Here is a 23,886-nt window from a genome sequence, read left to right on the forward strand (position 1 = left end):
CATTGATACCGCAATCTCTTCGATGATTGCGCTAAACGCTTGATCCAACGAAAGTCCTGCTGGCATTTTCAGTCTTTTCCTTGCCGTGGAGTCCATCGTGAGCAGTCCCCTGAGCCAGGCTTTCGCACAGAACTTCCTCGGGCATTCGCCGCGCTGGTACAAGCTGACGGTGCTCGCCTTCCTCTTGCTCAACCCCCTGCTGCTATGGCTGGCCGGGCCGGTGACAAGCGCCTGGGTGCTGGTCGGCGAGTTCATCTTCACCCTGGCCATGGCGCTGAAATGCTATCCGCTACAGCCGGGTGGCCTGTTGGTGCTGGAGGCGCTGCTGCTTGGCCTGGCTACCCCCGAGGCGCTCTATGCGGAATTGCAGCACAACTTCCCGGTGCTCCTGCTGCTGATGTTCATGGTCGCCGGCATCTACTTCATGAAGGACCTGCTGCTCCTGCTGTTTTCCCGCCTGCTGCTCGGCGTGCGCTCGAAGACCCTGCTATCGCTCCTGTTCTGCCTGCTGGCCGCCCTCCTCTCGGCCTTCCTCGACGCCCTCACCGTGACCGCCGTGGTGATCAGCGTGGCGGTGGCATTCTTCGCCGTGTATCACCGGGTCGCTTCGGGGCAGCGCGCCAGCGAGGACTACGATCCCGCCACCGACCGCCAGGTCCCCGAGCTGCACCGGGCCCATCTCGAGGAATTCCGCGCCTTCCTCCGCAGCCTGCTCATGCACGCGGCGGTCGGCACCGCGCTGGGCGGCGTCTGCACCCTGGTGGGAGAGCCGCAGAACCTGCTGATCGGCCACGAGGCCGGCTGGCATTTCGTCGAGTTCTTCCGCCAGGTCGCGCCGGTATCCATGCCGGTACTGGCGGCCGGCCTGCTGACCTGCGTGCTGCTGGAGAAGAGCCGCCGCTTCGGCTATGGCGCCCAGTTGCCGGCGGCGGTGCGCCAGGTGCTCGCCGAGTACGCCGCCAGCGAAAGCCGCAAACGCGGAGCGCAGCAGAAGGCCGCGCTGCTGGTGCAGGCCCTGGCGGCGCTGGTACTGATCGTCGGGCTGGCCCTGCATGTCGCCGAGGTCGGCCTGATCGGCCTGTTGGTGATCGTGCTGATCACTGCCTTCACCGGCGTCACCGACGAACACCAGATCGGCCGCGCCTTCCAGGAGGCCCTGCCGTTCACTGCGCTGCTGGTGGTGTTCTTCGCGGTGGTCGCGGTGATCCACCAGCAGCACCTGTTCACCCCGATCATCCAGGCGGTGCTGGCGCTGCCGGCGGAACGCCAGCCGGGCATGCTGTTCATCGCCAACGGCCTGCTCTCGGCGATCAGCGACAACGTATTCGTCGCCACCATCTACATCACCGAGGTGAAACAGGCGCTGGATGCCGGCCACATGAGCCGCGAGCATTTCGATACCCTGGCGGTGGCGATCAATACCGGCACCAACCTGCCCAGCGTAGCGACGCCCAACGGCCAGGCGGCGTTCCTCTTCCTGCTGACCTCCTCCATCGCCCCGCTGGTGCGCCTGTCGTACGGCCGCATGGTCTGGATGGCGCTACCCTACACCCTGGTGATGGGCGGCCTGGGCTGGTGGGCGGTCAGTCATTGGCTTTGAGCGTCGGCACTCCGTTGACCTGGTTGCGCCATTGCCGCCAGGTGTACATCGGGATACCGGCCATCAGCACCAGGAAGCCCCAGAAGATCGCCTGCTGGCCGGTGCCATACAGCGCCCATAGCGAGTAGGCGAAGCCCAGCGAGCCGATCACCAGCAATTGCCGGCGTGAACGCGGCGAGAACTCGTCCGGTCGCACCGCCAGCAGTTGCAACAGCGCGGCGGTGCAGAACGCGTAGGGGACCACCCCGGTCATGGTGCCGAGCAGGATGATCACGTTGAACACATCGACCAGGTCGCCATGCCCGTCGACCATCACCAGCGCCGTCACCAGCAGCCCCGAGGCCAGCAGGCCGTGGGCCGGCGCGCCGTTCTTGTTGAGCTGGCCGAGCGACTCAGGGAACAGCCCGTCGCGCGCCGGAGCCACCGGGATCTGGCCCTGCAACAGGACCCAGCCATTGAGCGCGCCCAGGCAGGCGATCACCGCCCCGGCAGCCACCAGGTAGTAGCCCCAGTCGCCCATCAGGATCCGTGCCGCGTCGGCGAACGGCGAGGTGGAGCGGGCCAGCACCTCCGGCGGCATCAGGCCCTGCACCGCAGTGATAGAGAGGATGTAGAGGGCCGCCGCGGCCAGCGTGCCGAACAGGGTCGCGCGGGGAATGGTGCGGCGCGGGTCCTCGACGTCGTCGGCCGGCACGGTGGCCGACTCCAGGCCGATGAACGACCACAGGGTCAGCGCCGCGGTGGTGGCGATCGCCTGGGCATAGCCCATGTTCGGCAGCTCGCTGCGCGCCGGGATCGCCAGGTGCTCGGGATTGAAGTGGAACCAGCCGAGGATACCGACCAGCAACAACGGCAGCAGCTTGAGGATGGTCAGCAGGTTCTGCACCACGCTGAAGGTGCCGATGCCTCGCAGGTTGATCAGGGTGCACAGCCAGATCGCGGCGATGGCCACGCAGACCATCAGCAGCGGATCCGCCAGCGCCGGGATGAACACCCGCAGGTAGCCGACCAGGGTCACGGCGATCGCCGCGTTGCCGATCCAGGCGGCTTTCCAGTAGGTCCAGGCGCACAGGTAGCCGGCGAAGCTGCCGAAACCGTCGCGGGTATAGGCGTAGGGGCCGCCGGCGCCGGGGTTGACCCGCGCCAGGCGGGCGAAGGTCAGCGCCAGCAGCACCGCGCCGGTGCTCGACACCAGCCAGCCGAACAGGCTGAGCCCGCCGAACGCCGCCAGGCTGGAGGGAAGCAGGAAGACTCCCGAACCGACCATGTTGCCGATCACCAGCGCGCTGCAGGTCCAGAACCCCATGCCGCGCTTGCCGGCCTTCTCTCCCCCCGCCATCGACACCCCTTAGCCTGTCGGCTTCATTCCTTTATGCATTCAACGGTATAGCAGCGCCCGGACGGTCCGTCCTGATGCTGCAGGCCATGCACATCGGAGTCGAAACCAGGGAAGGCGCGCTCGAAGGTCCGCGCGAACTCGAGATAGTCGAGGATCGAGCGGGTCGCCTCGGTGAAGCGCTCACCCGGCATGATCAGCGGGATACCCGGCGGATAGGGTACCAGCATGACGGCCGCGATGCGCCCTTCCAACCGAGCGATCGGTACCGCCTCGACCTCGCCGCGCACCAGCTTGTCGTAGGCCTCGGACGGCCGCATCGCGACCTCCGGCAGCACCGTGTACATGCGCTTCATGGCCTTCGCCGTGGCGTTGTCGCGGTAGCTGGCGTGCATGGCGTCGCTGAGGTCGCGCAGGCCCACTCCGTTGTAGCGCTTGCCGCCGGCCTGGGCCACGGAGGGCAAGACGTCGAGCAGCGGCAGGTTGGCGTCGTAACAGCGCTTGAATTCGAGCAGTTCGGTGACCAGGGTGCTCCACTTGCCCTTGGTGATGCCCATCGAGAACAGCACCAGGAAGGAGTAGAGACCGGTTTTCTCCACCACCAGCCCGCGCTCCCAGAGGAAGCGGCTGACGATGGCAGCCGGAATCCCCTGCTCGCTGAGCTTGCCGCCGGCGCTCAAGCCCGGGGTGGTCAGGGTGACCTTGATCGGATCGAGCAGCACGTAGTCTTCGGCGATATCGCCGAAGCCGTGCCAGTCGGCGCTCGGCTCCAGCACCCAGTCATGGGTGCCGACCTGATCGGTGCCCTCCACCTGCTCCGGCTGCCAGACGCCGAACCACCAGTCGTTCCGGTCCAGGTTCTGCCGTACGTTGGCCAGGGCCCGGCGGAAGCTGAGGGCCTCGTCGAAGGTCTCCTGGATCAGCGAACGCCCGGCGGGCCCTTCCATCATCGCCGAAGCCACGTCCAGCGAAGCGATGATGCCGTACTGTGGCGAGGTCGAGATGTGCATCATGAAGGCTTCGTTGAAGCGCGCCACGTCCAGCTTCCGGGTCCCGCCATCCTGCACGTGGATCATCGAGGCCTGGCTGAAGGCGGCGAGCATCTTGTGCGTGGAGTGGGTGGCGAACACCAGGGGGCCCTCCTCGCTGCGCGAGGTGCCCATGCCATAGCGTCCGTCGTAGAACTCGTGGAACGCGGCATAGGCGTACCAGGCCTCGTCGAAGTGCAGCACCTCGACGCTGTCGCCGAGGGTCTGCTTGATCAGCTCGGCGTTGTAGCACAGGCCGTCGTAGGTGGAGTTGGTCACCACCGCCAGCTTCACCTTCGGCTCGCGACCGCGCGCCAGCGGACTGGCGGCGATCTTCGCGGCAATCGACTCCTTGCTGAATTCGCTCAGCGGGATCGGCCCGATGATCCCCAGTTCGTTGCGTTCCGGAGTCAGGTAGAGCGGTATCGCCCCGGTCATGATGATCGAGTGGAGGATCGACTTGTGGCAGTTGCGGTCCACCAGCACCAGGTCTTCGCGACCGACCATGGAGTGCCAGACGATCTTGTTCGCGGTGGAAGTGCCATTGATCACGAAGAAGGTATGGTCGGCGCCGAAATTGCGCGCGGCACGGTCCTCGGCCTCGGCCAGGGGGCCGGTATGGTCGAGCAGCGAGCCCAGCTCGGGGACCGAGACCGACAGGTCGGAACGCAGCGTGTTCTCCCCGAAGAACTGGTGGAACGCCTGTCCCACCGGACTCTTGCGATAGGCGACACCGCCGCCGTGGCCCGGCGTATGCCAGGAATAGTTGGACTGCGCGGTGTGCTCGACCAGCGCACGGAAGAATGGCGGCAGCAGCCCGGCCAGGTAGTTGCGCGCCGCCCGGGCGACCTGGCGGGCGAGGAACGGCACGGTGTCTTCGAACAGGTAGAGGATGCCGCGCAACTGGTGCAGGTCGGCCATGGACTCGGCCGGCGCGTTCTCGATGGTCACCTGCTCGCCGAGGGCGAAGATCGGCAATTGCGGCGCCCGCACGCGGGCCACGCGGATCAGTTCGACCACATCCTGCAGCAGGCGCTGGTTTTCCCCGGCACCTTCGGCGGCGACCAGGATGCAGGCCAGGCCGTGGTGGGTGGAAGCGACGATGCGCCCCTCGGCGGAGCTGGCGGTGGAGAGAATGCTGAAGCCGTCCTGCTCCAGTTCGTGGGCGATGCCCCGCACGCGTTCGCCGGCAACGGTGTCGGCCTTGATGTCGCGATGGACGATGAGGACGGGAAATTTGAGGTCTTTATACATTGTTGATCCCGAGCAGCAGGCGGGCGAACCCCGCCGGTCGGCTCAGGGTAGAGACTTGCCGGCACGCGCGTAACCCCCGGCGGCTTGCCCTTGTAAGAAAAGGTCGCGGCAACACAAGTCGGCGCGCCGCGCTTGCCTCCGCTCCCGCCAGCGAGGAGCATGGACCTCTCTGCCCTGCTACGGAGCGACAACGATGCGCAGCGCTTATCGGATCGTCAGCGATCACTATGCGGCCTCTAGCCGTGGGGACCTCGCCGGAATGCTGGCGGACATGGACGAACGCACCGAATGGACGGAAATGGCCGGTTTCCCGCTGGCCGGCACCTATGTCGGCGCGGCCGCCATCGGCGCCGGTGTGTTCCAGGCCTTGCAGCGGGACTGGGAGGGCTTCAGGGTCGAGATCGAGCGCCTGATCGACGGCGGCGACAGCGTGGTCGCCGTCGGTCGATATGCAGCGACCCACCGTCGCAGCGGCAAGTCGTTCGAAGCGCGCGTGGCACACGTATGGACGGTGGAGGACGGCAGGATCCGCCGTTTCGAGCAGTTCTGCGACACCTTGCTGGTGGAGCGGGCGACGCGCTGAACGCGGCGCCCGTGGTGCATGGGCAGGCTATTCGCCGACCGGCGCTTCCAGTTGCGCCCAGAGCGACGGACCACCTGCCGACTTCTCGATCACCGCCAGCCGCGCCGCATGCGCAGCCAGCTCTTCGGCGTTGGCGCGCAGCACCGGGGTGGCGACCCGCGCCGGATCGAGCCGACGGATCGGGCTGACCATCGGCCGGCCGCTGCCGTCGCCTTCCGCGCCGCTGCCGGCCAGCGACAGGCTGGTCTGGCCGCCGGTCATCGCCAGGTAGACGTCGGCGAGGATCTCGGCGTCGAGCAACGCGCCGTGCAGGTCGCGGCCGGAGTTGTCCACGCCGTAGCGCTTGCACAACGCATCGAGGTTGTTGCGCTGGCCCGGATGGCGCTCGCGGGCCATCAGCAGGGTATCCAGCACCGAGCAGTACTCGGTCACGTCCGAGCGGTCCTGCTGGCCCAGCAGGGCGAACTCGTTGTTGATGAAGCCGATATCGAACGCCGCGTTGTGGATGATCAGCTGGGCGCCGCGGATGAATTCGAAGAAATCGTTGGCGACCTCGCGGAAGCGCGGCTTGTCCTTCAGGTATTCGTTGGTGATGCCGTGGACGGCGATCGCCCCTTCGTCGACCTCGCGATCGGGTTGCAGGTAGACGTGGAAGTGGCGACCGGTCAGGCGGCGCCCCTCCAGCTCGACACAGCCGATCTCGATGATCCGGTGACCATCGGTCACCGGCATGCCGGTGGTTTCGGTATCCAGTACGACGCTACGCATCTATAGAGCCTTTCTCTGTTTCGCTGCAGCCGTGGCTGCTGAACGCTTGTTTCGGTGTGGCCGCTCAGCGCGGCAATTCGGCGACGCCACGGTTGGCCAACTGGTCGGCCCGCTCGTTGCCGGGGTCGCCGGTATGCCCGCGGACCCACTGCCACTCCACCTGGTGCCGGGCGACCTGTTCATCCAGGGCCTGCCAGAGGTCGGCATTCTTGACAGGCTGCTTGCTGGCGGTCTTCCAGCCGCGCTTCTTCCAGTTCGGCAACCATTCGGTGATGCCGCGCATCACGTATTCCGAGTCGGTGATCAGACGGATCGGACAGGAACGCTTGAGTGCCGCCAGCGCCTGGATCGCCGCCATCAGCTCCATGCGGTTGTTGGTGGTGTCCGGCTCGCCGCCCCAAAGCTCTCGCTCGGCGCCCTTGTAGAGGAGCAACGCCCCCCAGCCGCCGCGCCCAGGGTTGCCCTTGCAGGCGCCGTCGGTATAGATCACTACCTGTTCTTTATCTGTCATGCCTAAATTTCGGAATCTCGCCGGCTGACTTTCGCCACCGGCATGGGCACCAGCTGACCGCGCGGTTCGCGCTTGCTCTGGCGCAACGGGCGCAACCCCACGACCAGCTTGCGTGCCACCAATAGATAGAAGCCGGCGCCCGAAGACTGCCAGGCGTCGCCCCAGCGCTCCAGGCGAGCCAGGCGCGATTGCCAGGCTGCCGACGCAAGCGGCGGACGATAGCACCCGAAGCGCCGTTTCTCCAGCGCGAAGCCCAGCAGGTTGAGCCAATCGCAGGCCCGCGACGGAGGAATGCAGCGGGCCTGGCGCAAGGCATCCCCGGCGAAATAATGACGGATGCCCCACAGGCTCCATGGGTTGATGCCGATCAGCAGCAGGTGGCCGCCCGGACGAACGGTACGCGCGGCTTCGCGCAGGAGACGGTGAGGCGACAGGCAGAAATCCAGGCCGTGTTGCAGCAGGACCACGTCCGCGGCATGTTCGCTGAGCGGCCAGGCGCCCTCTTCGCAGGCGATGTCCACGCCCGGCAGCGGCGGCCCCAGGCGCACGCCGCGCTGAATCTGCCCGGTGCTCGGCGGTAGTTCGGCATGCGGCCCGTAGTGCACCAGGTAGCCACCGAAGTAACGGGTCAGCTCGTCGCACAACAGGCGTCGCTCCTCGGCCAGCATCAGGCTGCCCAGCGGGCCCTGGAACCAGTCGCGCGCCCGGTTGATCGATGCCAGCCACTCGGCATCGGTCTGGGCGAAGGCTTGCGGTTCGTTCATGCGTACCTCCAGCGTCTTCCCCTTCGCGGCGACGGACGCCGGCACGACGGGAAAATAAGCAATACTATGCGCCAATGACTTCTGCTTAGCGACATCGACCCATGATACAGATCGACGCCCTGCCCGCCTTCAACGACAACTACATCTGGCTGTTGCAAGATGCGACAAGCCGTCGCTGCGCGGTGGTCGACCCCGGCGATGCCAAGCCGGTGGAAGCCTGGCTGGCCGCCCATCCCGACTGGCGGTTGAGCGATATCCTGGTGACCCACCACCATCACGACCACGTCGGCGGCGTCGCGGCCCTGAAGGAACTGACCGGCGCGCGGGTTCTCGGCCCGGCCAACGAGAAGATCCCGGCCCGCGACCTGGCGCTGGAAGACGGCGAACGGGTCGAGGTGCTCGGCCTGGTCTTCGAGATCTTCCACGTGCCCGGCCATACCCTCGGCCATATCGCCTACTACCACCCGGCGGAGACGCCGCTGCTGTTCTGCGGCGACACCCTGTTCGCCGCCGGCTGCGGCCGTCTCTTCGAAGGCACCCCGGCGCAGATGCATCATTCCCTGGCGCGACTGGCCGCGCTGCCGGCCAACACCCGGGTCTACTGCACCCACGAGTACACGCTGAGCAACCTGCGCTTCGCGCTGGCGGTGGAGCCCGACAACGCGGCGCTGCGGGAACGCTTCGAGGAAGCGACCCGGTTGCGCGAACGGGATCGCATCACCCTGCCGTCGGAAATCTCGCTGGAATTGTCGACCAATCCATTTCTTCGCGTTTCGGAAAATTCTGTTAAGAAAAAAGCCGACCAGCGGAGCGGCCAGCAAAACCGCACCCCGGAGGAGGTTTTCGCCGTCCTGAGGGCCTGGAAGGACCAGTTCTGAAGGTTGGCGAAATCTTGACCACTCTTGAGGTCATTTCTAGAATCGGCTGAATTTTTGCCCGGAACAGCACTCAGCCGATGCCGCCACAGACACGTAAAACCCCCGATCTAGACGCCCTGGCTCGCGCCGTCCGGGTGTCCATCCTGCTCATCGCCGGTGCGCTCGCCGGCTGCCAGGGCAGCGGCCAGATCAAGGGGGAGGCCCAGGCCAAAGCAGCACGTCCCGGCGCCCGAGCCGTCGACGTCCAGTTCAATCCCTCCTGGCTGCATACCCAGCCCGGCCAGAACGCCGCCTACAACGACATCTGGGACCGCATGCGCGACGGTTTCCAGCTCCAGGATGCGATCAGCACCAACCCGCGCATCGAACGCCAGCGCCTCTGGTTCCTCAGCAACCAGTCGTTCCTCGAACAATCGAGCGCGCGCGGCAGCCTCTACATGCACTACGTGGTCGAGCGCCTGGAAGAACGCAACATGCCGCTCGAACTGGCGCTGCTGCCGGTCATCGAAAGCGCCTATAACCCCTTCGCCCTGTCGCGCAGCAACGCCGCCGGCCTCTGGCAGTTCATTCCCGCCACCGGCCAGCATTTCAACCTGCGCCAGACCAATTTCTACGACGGTCGCCGCGACATCACCGCCTCGACCAATGCCGCCCTGACCTATCTCGAGCGCCTGCACGACATGTTCAACGGCGACTGGATGCTCGCCCTGGCGGCCTACAACGCCGGCGAAGGCACTGTCAGCCGCGCCATCGAACGCAACGAGAAACTGGGCCTGCCGACCGACTACTGGAACCTGCCGCTGCCGCAGGAAACCCAGGACTACGTACCCAAGCTGCTCGCCCTCTCACAGATCGTCATGGCGCCGGATTCCTACGGCATCAGCCTGAACCCGATCAACAACGAGCCCTACTTCCAGGCCGTCCGGGTCAAGCGCGGGATCGACCTGTCCAGCGTCGCCGCGCTGGCGAACCTGGACGAGGACGAGCTGTACCAGCTGAACCCGGCCTACAAGCGCCGCGTGACCATGGACGGCCCCCAGCAACTGTTGGTGCCGATGGAGAAAGCGGCGTTCCTGACCGCCTCGCTGGACACCCTCAAGCCGAAGGAAGTCACCGCCTGGCAGCAATACCGGGTGCGTAGCGGCGACAGCCTGCACAGCATCGCCAACCGCTATCGGATCACCGTAGCGGAGCTCAAGAGCGCCAACCGCCTGTCCAGCAACCACCTGCGCAAGGGCCAGCAACTGAGCATCCCCGGGCAGATCGCCGGCGGCGCCGTCAAGCCGGTCTACCAGCAACTCGCCCGACAGGCTTCCACCCCGGCCAGGACCCGCTCCTATAAGGTCAAGAACGGCGACAGCCTGTGGCAGATCGCCCGCAACAACGGCGTCGACGTCAACGACCTGAAGCGCTGGAACGGCCTGGACAAGCACGCCCTGAAGGTCGGCCAGACCCTCAAGCTGCAAGGCGGCACCCAGGCCCTGGCGGCCCGCAAGGGAAACGCCGCCGGCAAGCGCGACAGCGCCACCTACTATAAGGTCAAGCAAGGCGACTCGATGTACCTGATCGCCAAGCGCTTCAATGTCGAAATGAAGCACCTGCAGCGCTGGAACCCGCGCAGCAAGCAGGCGCTCAAGCCCGGCCAGACCCTGACCCTCTACCTGGACACCGCGAGCCGCTGACAGCCCATTGCAGGCCGTCCCGAAACGCCACGCCCGCTCCTGCCGGCGTGGCGTTTTCGCAAGCGCGGCCAGAACCCCGGACCCTAGGCCGGACAGGCCCGCGCTCCCTCTTTTTTCCTGTGCGGGCAAGGTGTTACTGTTGCCTGACGATTCGTTGTCAAAAATAGCCAAGGACCCGGACACACGCCTGATGCGTCGCCTCTCCTTCCTGATCCTCGGCCTGGCCGTGAGCCTGCCCAGCTTCGCCGCGATTACCCAGAGCCATGGTTATGCCCAATTCGGCACGCTCAAGTATCCGGCCAATTTCCAGCACTTCGACTGGACCAATCCCGACGCCCCCAAAGGCGGCACCTTGCGCCTGATGGCCTCGGGCAGCTTCGACACGCTCAACCCCTACACCCTGAAAGGCACCAGCCCGATCGGCACCGGCGATTTCCTCCAGTACGGCGTCAACGAGCTGAACGAACCGTTGATGGTGGGCACCGGCCTGTACGACCCGTCCGGCGACGAACCAGCCTCCAGCTATGGCCTGATCGCGAAGAGCGTGGAATACGCGGAAAACCGCAGCTGGGTGGTATTCAACCTGCGGCCGGAAGCACGCTTCCACGACGGCAGGCCGATCACCGCCAGCGACGTGGCCTTTTCCTATCGCACCCTGGTCAAGCAGGGGCACCCGATGTACCGCACCTACCTGCAGGAGGTGAAGCGGGTCGATATCCTCACCCCCCACCGGGTGCGTTTCGTCCTGCGGCGCTCCGGCAACCCGCTGCTGATCCTGCGCCTGGGCGAGCTTCCGGTGCTGCCGCAGCATTACTGGAAGGATCGCGACTTCCGCGCCACCACCTTCACCGCGCCGCTGGGCAGCGGTCCCTATCGCATCGTCGAGGTCGATCCCGGGCGCCGCCTGGTGTTCGAACGCGTGAAGGGCTGGTGGGGCGAAAAACTGCCGGTGAACCGCGGCAAATACAATTTCGACCGGGTCGTGGTGGACTTCTACCGGGACAACGGCGTCGCCTTCGAAGCCTTCAAGGCCGGCGAGTTCGACTTCTACATCGAGCACCAGGCGAAGAACTGGCTGAACAACTATCGCTTCCCCGCGGTTCTGCGCGGCGATGTGATCCGCACGGAAATCCCGCACCAGATCCCCAGCCAGACCCAGGCGTTGTTCATGAACACCCGTCGCGCCGTGTTCAAGGAGCGCGCGCTACGCCAGGCGCTGGGCGAGATGTTCGACTTCGAATGGACCAATCGCGCCCTCTTCAGCAATTCCTACCTGCGCTCGCGCAGCTACTACCCGAACAGCGAATTCGCCGCCAGCGGCGTCCCGGAGGGCCAGGAATGGCTGTACCTGTCGCCGTACCGCAAGCAATTGCCGGCGCAGTTGTTCAAACAGCCGTTCAGCCTGCCGACCACCGAGGGGCGCGGCATTCCCCGTGAAACCCTCAGGCATGCACTCGGTCTACTGGCCGATGCCGGCTGGAAGCTGTCCGGCGACCGACTGCTGAATAAAAAGGGCGAACCGCTGCGCTTCGAAATCCTGCTGGTCAATCCGAGCCTGGAGCGTATTCTCCAGCCCTATCGCGAAAACCTCGCCAGCATCGGCATCGACGCGCGCCTGCGCACCGTCGACCGCGCCCAATACAAGCAGCGCCTGGACCAGTTCGACTACGACATGATCCTCATGACCCTGCCGCAGACCCTCAGTCCCGGCCTGGAACAGTGGCAGTACTTCCACTCCAGCCAGGTGAATGTCAAGGGCAGCAAGAATTACGCGGGCATCGCCAACCCGGTGGTCGACGCCATGCTCAACCGCCTGCTCGGCGCCCACAGCCGCGACGAACAGGTCGCCGCCGCGCGCGCCCTGGACCGGACCTTGCTCTGGCAGTACTACAGCATTCCCAACTGGTACCTCAATTCGCACCGTCTGGCGTACCGCAACCGCTTCGCCTTCGTCGCCACCCCGCCCTACACCCTGGGCCTGCGCGCGTGGTGGCAGAAAAACCTGGAGACGTCCCGATGATCCGTCCCCGCTTCACCCCTCTGCTGGCAGCCCTGCTGCTCGGCTGCTGCGGCCCGCTCCTCGCCGCCCCGAAACATGCACTGACGCTCTACGATGAGCCTCCGAAGTATCCCGCCGATTTCAAGCATTTCGACTACGTGAATCCGGATGCGCCAAAAGGCGGCATCCTCCGCCAGGCCGACTTCGGCGGCTTCGACAGCCTCAACCCGTTCATCGGCAAGGGCGTCTCGGCCCCTTCGCTGGGCCTGATCTACGACACCCTGGCCTTCCAGTCGCAGGACGAGCCGTTCACCGAATACGGCCTGCTCGCGGAGAAGATCGAGAAGGCACCGGACAACAGCTACGTGCGCTTCTACCTGCGCCCCCAGGCCCGTTTCAGCGATGGCACGCCGGTCACCGCCGAAGACGTGGTGTTCACCTTCGAGACGCTGGTGAGCAAGGGCGACCCGATGTACCGCAACTACTATGCGGACGTCGACAAGGTGGTCGCCGAGGACAAGCTTCGCGTGCGCTTCGACTTCAAGCACGCCGGCAACCGCGAACTGCCGCTGATCCTCGGGCAGATCGCGATCCTGCCGAAACACTGGTGGGCCGACCGCGACTTTTCCAAGACCGGCATGGAAATCCCGGTAGGCAGCGGTCCCTACCGCATCGCCAAGGTCGATCCGGGACGCTCCATCAGCTACGAGCGAGTCAAGGACTGGTGGGCCAAGGACCTTCCGGTCTCCCGCGGACTCTATAACTTCGACACCATCACCATCGACTCCTATCGCGACATGTCGGTCGCCCTGGAAGCCTTCAAGGCCGGCCAGTACGACGTCAACCTCGAATATTCGGCGAAGGACTGGGCCACCGGCTACGAGTCGCCGGCATTGCGCGACGGGCGCTTCATCAAGGCCAGCATCCACAACCACAACCCGGTGGGGATGCAGGGCTTCGCCTTCAATATCCGCCGCCCGGTGTTCCAGGACCGCCGGGTACGCCAGGCGATCAGCCTGCTGTTCGACTTCGAATGGTCGAACAAGCAGCTGTTCTTCAGCTCCTACAAGCGCACCAACAGCTATTTCGAGAACTCGGAGATGGCCGCCCACCAGTTGCCCAGCGAAGCCGAGCTGAAGATCCTCGAACCGCTGCGCGGCAAGATTCCCGACGAGGCCTTCGACCAGGTCTTCCAGAATCCGGTCAATGATGGCAGCGGGGTGATCCGCGAGCAGCGGCGCAAGGCCTACCAGTTGCTCACCGAGGCCGGCTACAGGATCGAGAACAACCGCATGGTAGGTCCCGACGGCCAGCCACTGAGCTTCGAGTTCATGCTGTTCCAGGCCAACATGGAACGGGTCATCCTGCCGTTCAAGCGCAACCTGGCCGAACTTGGCATCGACATGCAGATCCGTCGCGTCGACGTCTCGCAGTTCGTCAACCGCCTGCGCTCGCGGGATTTCGACATGACCTCGGCGACCTGGCCGCAATCCAACTCGCCAGGCAACGAACAGCGAGAGTTCTGGCATTCCAGCAGCGCCGACAAGGCCGGCAGCCGCAACTTCATCGGCCTCAAGGACCCGGCCATCGACAGCCTGGTGGAAAGCCTGATCCAGTCCGACTCGCGGCAAAGCCTGATCGACCATACCCGCGCCCTCGACCGCGTACTGTCGTGGGGCTACTACGTGGTTCCCAACTACTACGTCGATACCTGGCGGGTCGCCTACTGGAACCGTTTCGGCCGGCCGAAGGTGACGCCACTCTACGACTGGGGCCTGATGACCTGGTGGCAGACCAGCGACAAGGCGCTGCCGAGCAAGGCGCAAGCCGAAGCCACGCAAGACGCCGAGCCGGAACGGGAGTAACGCCGCATGCTCTCCTATATCCTGCGGCGCCTGCTGCTGATCGTCCCTACCCTGTTCGGCATCCTGCTGATCAACTTCATCATCATCCAGGCCGCTCCCGGCGGTCCGGTGGAGCAGATGATCGCCAAGCTGGAAGGCTTCGACGCCGCTTCCGGCGGCGCCACCGGGCGCATCTCCGGCGGCGGCGGCGAAGTCGCCGTGGCCGGCTCGCAATACCGCGGCGCGCAAGGCCTGGACCCGGAGCTGGTGAAAGAGATCGAGCGCATGTACGGCTTCGACAAGTCGGCCCCCGAGCGCTTCATGATCATGCTGAAGAACTACCTGCACCTGGACTTCGGGCAGAGCTTCTTCCGCGACGCCAAGGTCACCGACCTGATCATCGAGAAATTGCCGGTGTCGATCTCGCTCGGGCTCTGGAGCACGCTGATCATGTACCTGGTGTCGATCCCGCTGGGGATCGCCAAGGCGGTCCGCCATGGTAGCGTCTTCGACATCTGGACCAGCTCGGCGATCATCGTCGGCTACGCCATTCCCGCCTTCCTCTTCGCCATCCTGCTGGTGGTGCTGTTCGCCGGCGGCAGCTACTGGGACTGGTTCCCCCTGCGCGGCCTGACCTCGAACAACTTCGACCAGCTCAGCCTCGGCGGCAAGGTGCTCGACTATTTCTGGCACCTGGCCTTGCCGGTAACCGCCCTGGTGATCGGCAACTTCGCCACCATCACGCTGCTGACCAAGAACAGCTTCCTCGACGAGATCGGCAAGCAATACGTGGTCACCGCCCGCGCCAAGGGCCTGACCGAACGCCGCGTGCTCTACGGGCACGTATTCCGCAACGCCATGCTGCTGGTGATTGCCGGCCTGCCGGCTGCGCTGCTGGGGATCTTCTTCACCGGTTCGCTGTTGATCGAGGTGATCTTCTCCCTCGACGGCCTCGGCCTGCTCAGCTTCGAAGCGGCGATGAACCGCGACTACCCGGTGGTCTTCGGCACGCTGTTCATCTTCACCCTGTTCGGGCTGGTCATGAAGCTGATCAGCGATATCGTCTACACCCTGGTCGATCCGCGCATCGACTTCGAGAACCGGGAGTAATCCGATGCGCCTGTCTCCCATCAACCAGCGCCGCTGGGCCCGCTTCAAGAGCAACAAGCGTGGCTGGTGGTCGCTCTGGCTGTTCCTCATCCTGTTCGTCGGCAGCCTCGGCGCCGAACTGATCGCCAACGACAAACCGCTGGTCGTGCATTACGACGGCGGCTGGTATTTCCCGGTCTTCAAACGCTACCCGGAAACCACCTTCGGCGGCGAATTCCCCCTGGAAGCCAACTACAAGAGCCCCTACATCAGCCAACTGATCGCCGAGAAGGACGGCTGGGTGCTTTGGCCGCCGATCCCCTACAGCTACGACACCATCAACTACGAGCTGAAGGTTCCCGCCCCCGCCCCGCCGTCGGCGGAAAACTGGCTGGGCACCGACGACCAGGCCCGCGACGTGCTCGCCCGGGTGATCTACGGCTTCCGCGTGTCGATCCTCTTCGCCCTGACCCTGACCGTGCTCAGTTCTCTGATCGGCGTCACCGTCGGCGCCCTGCAAGGCTACTACGGCGGCTGGGTCGACCTGCTCGGCCAGCGTTTCCTGGAAGTCTGGTCGGGGCTGCCGGTGCTCTACCTGCTGATCATCCTGGCCAGCTTCGTCCAGCCGAACTTCTGGTGGCTGCTGGGCATCATGCTGCTGTTTTCCTGGATGAGCCTGGTGGACGTGGTCCGCGCCGAGTTCCTCCGCGGGCGCAACCTGGAATACGTCCGCGCCGCCCGGGCCCTCGGCATGCGCAACAGCGCCATCATGTTCCGTCACATCCTGCCGAACGCGATGATCTCGACCCTGACCTTCATGCCGTTCATCCTCACCGGCGCCATCGGCACCCTCACCTCCTTGGACTTCCTCGGCTTCGGCCTGCCGCCTGGCGCGCCGTCGCTGGGCGAGTTGGTCGCCCAGGGCAAGTCCAACCTCCAGGCACCCTGGCTGGGCATTTCCGCCTTCGTGGTGCTGGCGGTCATGCTGAGCCTGCTGGTGTTCATCGGCGAAGCCGCCCGCGACGCTTTCGACCCGAGGAAATGAGATGAGCGAGAACATTCTGGAAATCCGCGACCTCGCCGTCGAATTCCTCTCCGGCGAGCAACGCCAGCGGGTGGTCGAAGGCGTCAGCTTCGACATCCGCCAGGGCGAGACCCTGGCCCTGGTCGGCGAAAGCGGCTCGGGTAAGTCGGTGACCGCCCACTCGATCCTGCGCCTGCTGCCCTACTCCGTCGCCAGCCACCCAGCAGGCAGCATCCACTACCAGGGCGAGGATCTGCTCAAGCTCCCGGAACGGCGCCTACGCGGGATCCGCGGCAACCGCATCGCCATGGTCTTCCAGGAACCCATGACCTCGCTCAATCCGCTGCATACCATCGAGAAGCAGCTCGCCGAGGTCCTCGCCCTGCACAAGGGCCTGGGTGGCGCCAAGGCCAGCGCGAGAATTCTCGAACTGCTCGAGCTGGTCGGCATCCCCGAGCCGGCCAAGCGCCTGAAAGCCTATCCACACGAACTCTCCGGCGGCCAGCGGCAGCGCGTGATGATCGCCATGGCCCTGGCCTGCGAGCCGCAACTGCTGATCGCCGACGAACCGACCACCGCGCTCGACGTCACCGTCCAGTTGAAGATCCTCGATCTGCTCAAGGACCTGCAGGCACGCCTGGGCATGTCCCTGCTGCTGATCACCCACGACCTCAACCTGGTCCGGCGCATCGCCCACCGCGTCTGCGTCATGCAACAAGGGCGGATCGTCGAGCAGGCTTCCTGCCAGGAACTCTTCGCAGCCCCGCGACACCCCTATACCCGCGAGCTGCTCAACGCCGAGCCCAGCGGTGCGCCGGCAAGCAACCCGCCGGGTGAAACCCTGTTGGCGGTGGACGACCTGCGGGTCTGGTTCCCGATCCGCAAAGGCGTGTTCCGCCGCACCGTGGACCACGTCAAGGCGGTCGACGGGGTCAATTTCGAACTACCCCGCGGGCAGACGCTGGGCATCGTTGGCGAAAGCGGCTCGGGCAAGTCGACCCTTGGCCTGGCGATCCTGCGGCTGCTGGAAAGCCAGGGCGGCATCCGCTTCGAAGGCACCCGGCTGGACGGTCTCGCGCAACATGACGTGCGCCCGCTGCGCCGCGAGATGCAGGTGGTGTTCCAGGACCCGTATGGCAGCCTCAGCCCACGCATGTGTGTCGGCGAGATCGTCGGCGAAGGCCTGCGCATCCATAGGATCGGCAGCGAGGCCGAACAGGAGCAGGCGATCATCGACGCGCTGGTGGAGGTCGGGCTCGATCCGCAGACCCGCTACCGTTACCCCCACGAATTCTCCGGCGGCCAGCGCCAGCGCATCGCCATCGCCCGGGCACTGGTGCTGAAACCGGCACTGATCCTGCTCGACGAACCGACCTCGGCGCTCGACCGCACCGTGCAGCGCCAGGTCGTGGAATTGCTGCGGCAACTGCAGGGCAAGTACAACCTCACCTACCTGTTCATCAGCCACGACCTGGCGGTGGTCAAGGCGCTCAGCCACCAGCTGATGGTGGTTCGACATGGCAAGGTAGTGGAACAGGGCAGCGCCGAAGCGGTTTTCGCCTCGCCGCAACATCCCTATACGCAGCAATTGCTGGAGGCTGCCTTCATGGCCCCGGCAAGCGCGGAAAACTGAGTAGCAGACAAGGAACGGACAATGGGATTTCTCACAGGAAAACGCGCCCTGATCGTCGGAGTCGCCAGCAAGCTCTCCATCGCTTCCGGCATCGCCGCCGCCATGCACCGGGAAGGCGCCGAACTGGCCTTCACCTACCAGAACGACAAGCTCAGGGGCCGGGTGGAGGAGTTCGCCAGTGGCTGGGGCTCGCGGCCGGAGCTGTGCTTCCCCTGTGACGTGGCCGACGACAGCCAGATCGAAGCGGTGTTCGCCGCCCTGGGCAAGCACTGGGACGGCCTGGACATCATCGTCCACTCCGTCGGATTCGCTCCAGGCGATCAGCTCGACGGCGACTTCACCGCGGTGACCACCCGCGAGGGCTTCCGCATCGCCCACGACATCAGCGCCTACAGCTTCATCGCCCTGGCCAAGGCCGGACGGGAAATGATGAAGGGCCGCAACGGCAGCCTGCTGACCCTCTCCTACCTGGGCGCCGAACGGACCATGCCGAACTACAACGTAATGGGCATGGCCAAGGCCAGCCTGGAGGCCGGGGTCCGCTACCTGGCCGGCAGCCTGGGCGCGGAAGGCACCCGGGTCAATGCGGTTTCCGCCGGGCCGATCCGAACGCTCGCCGCCTCCGGGATCAAGAGTTTCCGCAAGATGCTGGCCGCCAACGAGCGGCAGACGCCGCTGCGGCGCAACGTCACCATCGAGGAAGTCGGCAATGCCGGCGCCTTCCTCTGTTCGGACCTGGCCAGCGGTATCAGTGGCGAGATCCTCTACGTCGATGGCGGCTTCAACACTACCGCCATGGGCCCGCTGGACGACGACTGATCACCCCGCCCATGAAAAATGGCCGCTTCGAGCGGCCATTTTTCATGGGAGGAATAAAGAAAAGGCCGCGTAAGCGGCCTTTTCTCTGCATCTCGGTCTCAGTATTTCTCGACTTCCGCCTTGTCCTGCAACTGACGGCGGAAGGCGGCGAAGTCTGCCTGTCCGCTGCGCGAAGCCAGGAAGCGGCGGTACATGGCCTTCTCGTCGTCGGAGATAGCCTCCTCCGGCTCGCTGACGCCATTCAGGCGGATCACCACGTAATCGCCATTGGCCAGGGTCACGCCAGAGAGCGAAGGCTTGTCCTTGGCCTCCGGACGCTGCATGCGGAACACCGCCTGGAGCAGTTTCGGATCGACGCCTTCCTGGCCGCGGGAGGCCGCCTCGACCACTTTCCACGACTCACCCGCTGCGGAAGAGGTACGGCCTTCACGCAGCTCTGCAATCAGGGCCTCGCCACGCTTCTGCGCCTCCTCGGCGGCCTTTTCGGCGGCCAGGCGCTCGCGGATGTTCGCCGCGACCTGCTCCAGCGGTTGCTCCTTCGGCTTGTTGTGTTCCTTGACCCGCAGCACCACCACGGTGTCCGGATCCAGCTCGATGGCGCCACTGTTGGCCGCTTCTTCCAGCACCTCGGGGCTGAACGCGGTCTGCACGATCTGGCGGTTGGCAGCGATGCCGTCGCCCCCCGAACGTCCGAACGGCTGGCTGGTCTGGACCTTCAGGCCCATTTCCTGCGCCGGCTGGCTCAGGTCGGCGGCTTCGTAGGCGGAGCTTTCCAAGTCCTTGGTAGCCTCGACGAAACGCTGCTCGACCATCTGCTTCTTCAGTTCGTCCTCGAGCTTCGGCTTGAGGCTTTCCAGGCTCGGTACTTCCGGCGCCTGCACGCCCAGCAGCTTGATCAGGTGGTAGCCGTACGGAGTCTTCACCGGGGCGGATACCTCACCTTGCTTCAGCGCATACAGCGCCTCCTCGAACGCGGGGTCGTACACGCCGCGACCGGCGTAGCCCAGGTCACCGCCGGTGGCGGCCGAGCCGATATCCTGGGAGAACTCCTTGGCCAGCGCGGCGAAATCCTCGCCCTTGGCCAGGCGAGCCTTGATCTCGTCGATCTTCGCCTTGGCCTGCTCGTCGCCGACCTTGTCGTTCACCTCGATCAGGATGTGTGCGGCATCGCGCTGCTCGGAAAGGTTGGCGATTTCCTTCTGGTACAGCGCCTCGAGGTCTTCCTGCTTCACCTTGACCTGGTCGAAGAAGGAGGACTTCTTCAGCTCCACGTATTCGACGACCACCTGCTCGGGAGTCATGAACTCGCTCTTGTGGCCTTCGTAGAAGGCCTTCACCTCGTCGTCGCTCACGCTGCTCTTGGAGGCGTCGGCCTTGATCGCCAGGGTGGCGAAGTCGCGGGTCTGCTTCTCGAGGCGAGCGAAGGACTGCAATTCGTTGTCGGTGACGAAACCGGTGCCCGCCAGGCCGGCGCGAAGCTGGCCGATGAGCATTTCCTGGCCGAGCATCTGGCGGAACTGCATGCGGCTGTAGTTCATCTGGCGGATGACCTGGTCGAAGCGATCCGCGTTGAACTTGCCGTCGACCTGGAACTCGGGAGTTTGCAGGATCAACTGGTCCAGCGCCTGGTCGGAGAAGGCGAACTTGTCGTCCTTGGCGGCCTGGAGCAGCAGGGTACGCTCGATCAACCCCTTCAGGGCCGCTTCCTTGAGCAGCTTGTCATCCAGCATGGATGGATCGAAATCCTTGCCCAGGCGTTGCAGCAGCTGGCGACGCTGCATGTCCACGGCCTGTTGGACTTCATTGAGACTGATATCGTCGCCGTTGACCTTGGCGGCCACGTTGGAGTGGTCGGTGGCCCGGATGATCGCGTCGAAGCCGGTCAGCGACAGGAGAACGATGATCACGCCAATGATGGTCTTGGCGATCCAGCCCTGGGAATTATCCCTGATGTTCTGCAGCATGCAGCCCCCAAAAACTGCCACGACCAGCCGTCTTGGGCGGCGCGGCGTGGGTAAGAGATGCGGATATAAGAAAGGCGCATCCGAGGATGCGCCTTCTCGTAACTGGCGGAGCGGACGGGACTCGAACCCGCGACCCCCGGCGTGACAGGCCGGTATTCTAACCGACTGAACTACCGCTCCGCAGCCAGGCCAGCCTTGGCCGACCTGGGTAGATCGAGTCCAAAAAGACGCTTAGTTGACAGCATCCTTCAGGGCTTTACCGGCTTTGAAGCCCGGGATCTTGGCAGCGGCGATCTTGATCGGCTTGCCAGTTTGCGGGTTGCGACCGGTGCGAGCAGCGCGCTCTTTGACAGCGAAGGTGCCGAAACCAACCAGCACGACGGAGTCACCAGCCTTCAGGGCGCCAGTGACGGACTCGATCACTGCGTCCAGTGCGCGACCGGCAACAGCTTTCGGGATATCAGCAGATGCGGCAATTGCATCGATCAGTTCCGACTTGTTCACTCTAAGTCCCCTTATTTCTGTTGAGTATGTTTCTATGTGTTAGGTGTAAGGAAATTCTGCGCTGGTAGGCCAACTGACTCAGCAAGTGCCGCTTTATAACAAGGGCCCAAAAACAGTGTCAAGAATACCTACCGACTAATGCGTGCTAATTCGCTCCTTGGAATCAGGCTCGCGTTTTTCATCCTTTGCAACCATCTCCGGAGCCGCATCGGGCAAGGGCTCCGGGGCGTATTGCAGCGCAATTTGCAGGACTTCGTCAATCCATTTAACCGGTTTAATAACCAGATCACTCTTAATATTGTCCGGAATTTCCTTCAGGTCGCGAACATTTTCCTCGGGAATGATCACCGTCTTGATCCCGCCGCGGTGCGCCGCCAAAAGTTTTTCTTTCAGCCCGCCGATCGCCAGCACCTGCCCACGCAGGGTGATCTCCCCGGTCATTGCCACGTCGGCGCGCACCGGGATCTGCGTGATCGCCGAAACCAGCGCCGTGCACATGCCGATGCCTGCGCTCGGGCCATCCTTCGGCGTAGCGCCTTCCGGAACGTGGATATGGATGTCACGCTTCTCGTGGAAGTCCGCCGCGATTCCTAGGCTCTGGGCGCGGCTGCGCACCACGGTCAACGCCGCGGTGATCGATTCCGCCATCACGTCGCCCAGCGATCCGGTCTTGGTCAACTGGCCCTTGCCGGGTACCACGGCCGCCTCGATGGTAAGCAGCTCGCCGCCGACCTGGGTCCAGGCCAGCCCGGTCACCTGGCCGATCTGGTCCTGCTGTTCGGCGAGGCCATAACGGAACTTGCGCACGCCGAGGTAGTTCTCCAGCGTCTCGCTGGACACCACCGCCTGGATACGCTTGAGCTTGGCATGCTCCTTCACCGCCTTGCGGCAGACCTTGGCGATCTGCCGCTCGAGGCTGCGCACCCCGGCTTCGCGGGTGTAGTAGCGAATGATGTCGCGCAGGGCGCCTTCCTCGAAGGTCAGCTCGCCCTTCTTCAGGCCGTTGGCCTGGACCTGCTTTGGAATCAGGTACTTGGCGGCGATATTGACCTTCTCGTCCTCGGTGTAGCCCGGCAGGCGGATGACTTCCATCCGATCCAGCAGGGGCGCTGGGATGTTCATCGAGTTTGCGGTGCAGAGGAACATCACGTCGGACAGGTCGTAGTCGACCTCCAGGTAGTGATCGTTGAAGTTGTGGTTCTGCTCCGGGTCGAGCACCTCGAGCAGCGCCGAGGCGGGATCCCCGCGCATGTCGCTGCCCATCTTGTCGATTTCGTCGAGAAGGAACAGCGGGTTGCGCACGCCGACCTTGGTCATCTTCTGGATCAGGCGGCCCGGCATGGAGCCGATATAGGTACGACGGTGACCGCGGATCTCGGCCTCGTCACGCACGCCGCCGAGCGCCATGCGCACGAACTTGCGATTGGTGGCGCGAGCGATGGATTCGGCCAGGGAGGTCTTGCCCACGCCGGGCGGCCCCACCAGGCAAAGGACTGGGCCCTTGAGCTTCTTCACCCGCTTTTGCACGGCGAGATACTCGAGAATGCGCTCCTTGACCTCTTCCAGGCCGTAATGGTCGGCATCGAGGATGTCTTCCGCCTTGGCGAGATCATGGCGCACCTTGCTCTCGGCCTTCCACGGCACGTTCAGCAGCCAGTCTATGTAGGAACGCACCACGGTGGCTTCCGCCGACATCGGCGACATCTGCTTGAGCTTGTTCAGCTCGGCAGTGGCCTTGGTGTGCGCCTCCTTGGTCAGGCCGGCGGCGTCGATGCGCTTCTTCAGCTCCTCGACTTCGTTGTGCCCTTCGTCGATATCGCCGAGTTCCTTCTGAATGGCCTTCATCTGCTCATTCAGGTAGTACTCGCGCTGGCTGCGCTCCATCTGCTTCTTGACCCGGCCGCGGATGCGCTTTTCCACCTGCAGCAGGTCGATCTCGGCATCCAGCAGCGCCAGGACATGCTCAACCCGCGACGACAGGTCGGTGATCTCCAGGATGTCCTGCTTCTGCTCGATCTTCAGCGCCATGTGCGCGGCCATGGTATCGACCAGCCTGCTCGGCTCGTCGATGCTGTTCAGCGAGGAAAGCACCTCGGCGGGGACTTTCTTGCCCAACTGGACGTATTGCTCGAACTGGCTCAGCAGGCTGCGAGTGAAGACCTCGGCCTCGCGCTCGCCGACATTGGCGTCGTCGATGGCCTGGACCGCGGCACGAATGTGCCCTTCCTCCTCGATGAAGCGCTCGACCTGGCCGCGCTGCTCGCCTTCGACCAGCACCTTGACGGTGCCATCCGGCAGCTTGAGCAACTGCAGCACGGTAGCGACCGTACCCATGCGGTACAGGCCATCTTCGCCCGGATCATCGTCCGCGGGGTTTTTCTGCGCCAGCAGGAGGATTTGCTTGTCGCCGGTCATCGCTGCCTCCAGGGCCTCGATGGACTTTTCCCGACCGACGAACAACGGGATGACCATGTGCGGGTACACCACCACGTCACGTAGCGGCAGCAAGGGCAATTCGACGAGTGTTTTCATAATGTCGGCTCTACAGCGGCACTTGGCCACGAAACAGATAGGAAGACCTTTCAGCCTAAGATGGGGTTAGGCCC

Annotated in this window: 18 protein-coding genes and 1 tRNA gene; 10 read left to right on the plus strand and 9 right to left on the minus strand. The window is 64.6% G+C overall.

What is annotated here, in order from left to right; all coding sequences use genetic code 11:
- Positions 1-97 precede the first annotated feature (97 nt).
- On the plus strand, positions 98-1,600 hold the full coding sequence (nhaB, locus tag LE197_RS12410) for a sodium/proton antiporter NhaB (RefSeq protein ID WP_003113594.1): 1,503 nt from the start codon (positions 98-100) through the stop codon (positions 1,598-1,600).
- Here nhaB and LE197_RS12415 read toward each other — a convergent pair.
- Positions 1,584-2,939: an amino acid permease gene (locus LE197_RS12415; RefSeq protein WP_003087965.1), complete on the minus strand. Its 1,356-nt coding sequence runs from the start codon at positions 2,937-2,939 to the stop codon at positions 1,584-1,586. The two genes, nhaB and LE197_RS12415, sit on opposite strands and share 17 nt — an antisense overlap.
- Before the next feature lie 23 nt (positions 2,940-2,962).
- A complete protein-coding gene (ldcA, locus tag LE197_RS12420) occupies positions 2,963-5,218 on the minus strand; it encodes a lysine-specific pyridoxal 5'-phosphate-dependent carboxylase LdcA (RefSeq protein WP_003087961.1) in 2,256 nt (751 codons plus the stop codon).
- Positions 5,219-5,411: 193 nt separating this feature from the next.
- On the opposite strand from ldcA, the gene LE197_RS12425 reads away from it, so the two are divergent.
- Positions 5,412-5,801, plus strand: a complete 390-nt coding sequence (locus LE197_RS12425) for a nuclear transport factor 2 family protein (protein ID WP_003132809.1) — start codon at positions 5,412-5,414, stop codon at positions 5,799-5,801.
- Between the two features lie 27 nt (positions 5,802-5,828).
- Here LE197_RS12425 and dnaQ read toward each other — a convergent pair whose 3' ends face one another.
- The 3 genes from dnaQ to LE197_RS12440 all read right to left on the minus strand — a co-directional run bounded on the left by dnaQ (position 5,829) and on the right by LE197_RS12440 (position 7,844).
- The gene (gene dnaQ / locus LE197_RS12430) at positions 5,829-6,569 is read right to left on the minus strand and encodes a DNA polymerase III subunit epsilon (protein WP_003087958.1); all 741 of its coding nucleotides are present in this window, start codon (positions 6,567-6,569) and stop codon (positions 5,829-5,831) included.
- 64 nt (positions 6,570-6,633) lie between these two features.
- Positions 6,634-7,080, minus strand: a complete 447-nt coding sequence (gene rnhA, locus LE197_RS12435) for a ribonuclease HI (RefSeq protein WP_003087954.1) — start codon at positions 7,078-7,080, stop codon at positions 6,634-6,636.
- Positions 7,081-7,082: 2 nt separating this feature from the next.
- Entirely contained in the window at positions 7,083-7,844 is a 762-nt protein-coding gene (locus LE197_RS12440; protein WP_003087952.1) for a methyltransferase domain-containing protein, read from the minus strand.
- 101 nt (positions 7,845-7,945) lie between these two features.
- Between LE197_RS12440 and gloB the strand changes: the two genes are divergently transcribed.
- The 8 genes from gloB (at position 7,946) to fabI (ending at position 18,812) form a co-directional block, all read left to right on the plus strand.
- A complete protein-coding gene (gloB, locus tag LE197_RS12445; protein WP_003087949.1) occupies positions 7,946-8,722 on the plus strand; it encodes a hydroxyacylglutathione hydrolase in 777 nt (258 codons plus the stop codon).
- 77 nt (positions 8,723-8,799) lie between these two features.
- On the plus strand, positions 8,800-10,404 hold the full coding sequence (locus LE197_RS12450) for a lytic transglycosylase domain-containing protein (protein WP_003120244.1): 1,605 nt from the start codon (positions 8,800-8,802) through the stop codon (positions 10,402-10,404).
- Between the two features lie 190 nt (positions 10,405-10,594).
- Positions 10,595-12,424: an extracellular solute-binding protein gene (locus tag LE197_RS12455; RefSeq protein WP_023108913.1), complete on the plus strand. Its 1,830-nt coding sequence runs from the start codon at positions 10,595-10,597 to the stop codon at positions 12,422-12,424.
- Positions 12,421-14,268 carry an extracellular solute-binding protein gene (locus LE197_RS12460; RefSeq protein ID WP_003098136.1) on the plus strand — a complete coding sequence of 616 codons (1,848 nt, stop codon included), beginning with the start codon at positions 12,421-12,423 and terminating at the stop codon, positions 14,266-14,268. Before LE197_RS12455 ends, LE197_RS12460 begins: the two co-directional genes overlap by 4 nt.
- 6 nt (positions 14,269-14,274) lie before the next feature.
- Positions 14,275-15,357 (plus strand): microcin C ABC transporter permease YejB, encoded by a 1,083-nt coding sequence (locus LE197_RS12465; RefSeq protein ID WP_003098134.1) that lies wholly within the window; start codon positions 14,275-14,277, stop codon positions 15,355-15,357.
- Positions 15,358-15,361: 4 nt separating this feature from the next.
- Positions 15,362-16,381 (plus strand): ABC transporter permease, encoded by a 1,020-nt coding sequence (locus LE197_RS12470; protein WP_003087942.1) that lies wholly within the window; start codon positions 15,362-15,364, stop codon positions 16,379-16,381.
- Between the two features lies 1 nt (position 16,382).
- Complete coding sequence (locus LE197_RS12475) at positions 16,383-17,993, plus strand: ABC transporter ATP-binding protein (RefSeq protein WP_003087940.1); 1,611 nt, start codon at positions 16,383-16,385, stop codon at positions 17,991-17,993.
- Between the two features lie 21 nt (positions 17,994-18,014).
- Positions 18,015-18,812: an enoyl-ACP reductase FabI gene (gene fabI / locus LE197_RS12480; RefSeq protein ID WP_003087936.1), complete on the plus strand. Its 798-nt coding sequence runs from the start codon at positions 18,015-18,017 to the stop codon at positions 18,810-18,812.
- A gap of 98 nt (positions 18,813-18,910) precedes the next feature.
- On the opposite strand, the gene LE197_RS12485 is transcribed toward fabI, so the two are convergent.
- The 4 genes from LE197_RS12485 to lon all read right to left on the minus strand — a co-directional run bounded on the left by LE197_RS12485 (position 18,911) and on the right by lon (position 23,812).
- Complete coding sequence (locus LE197_RS12485; RefSeq protein WP_003117690.1) at positions 18,911-20,776, minus strand: SurA N-terminal domain-containing protein; 1,866 nt, start codon at positions 20,774-20,776, stop codon at positions 18,911-18,913.
- A 103-nt stretch (positions 20,777-20,879) separates the two neighbouring features.
- Positions 20,880-20,956, minus strand: a tRNA-Asp gene (locus LE197_RS12490).
- 51 nt (positions 20,957-21,007) lie between these two features.
- Positions 21,008-21,280 carry a nucleoid-associated protein HU-beta gene (hupB, locus tag LE197_RS12495; RefSeq protein WP_003087931.1) on the minus strand — a complete coding sequence of 91 codons (273 nt, stop codon included), beginning with the start codon at positions 21,278-21,280 and terminating at the stop codon, positions 21,008-21,010.
- A gap of 135 nt (positions 21,281-21,415) precedes the next feature.
- Entirely contained in the window at positions 21,416-23,812 is a 2,397-nt protein-coding gene (gene lon, locus LE197_RS12500; RefSeq protein ID WP_003087926.1) for an endopeptidase La, read from the minus strand.
- Between the last annotated feature and the right edge of the window lie 74 nt (positions 23,813-23,886).

Source organism: Pseudomonas sp. PS1(2021), from assembly GCF_020405165.1.
In the GTDB taxonomy this organism is placed as follows: domain Bacteria; phylum Pseudomonadota; class Gammaproteobacteria; order Pseudomonadales; family Pseudomonadaceae; genus Pseudomonas; species Pseudomonas aeruginosa.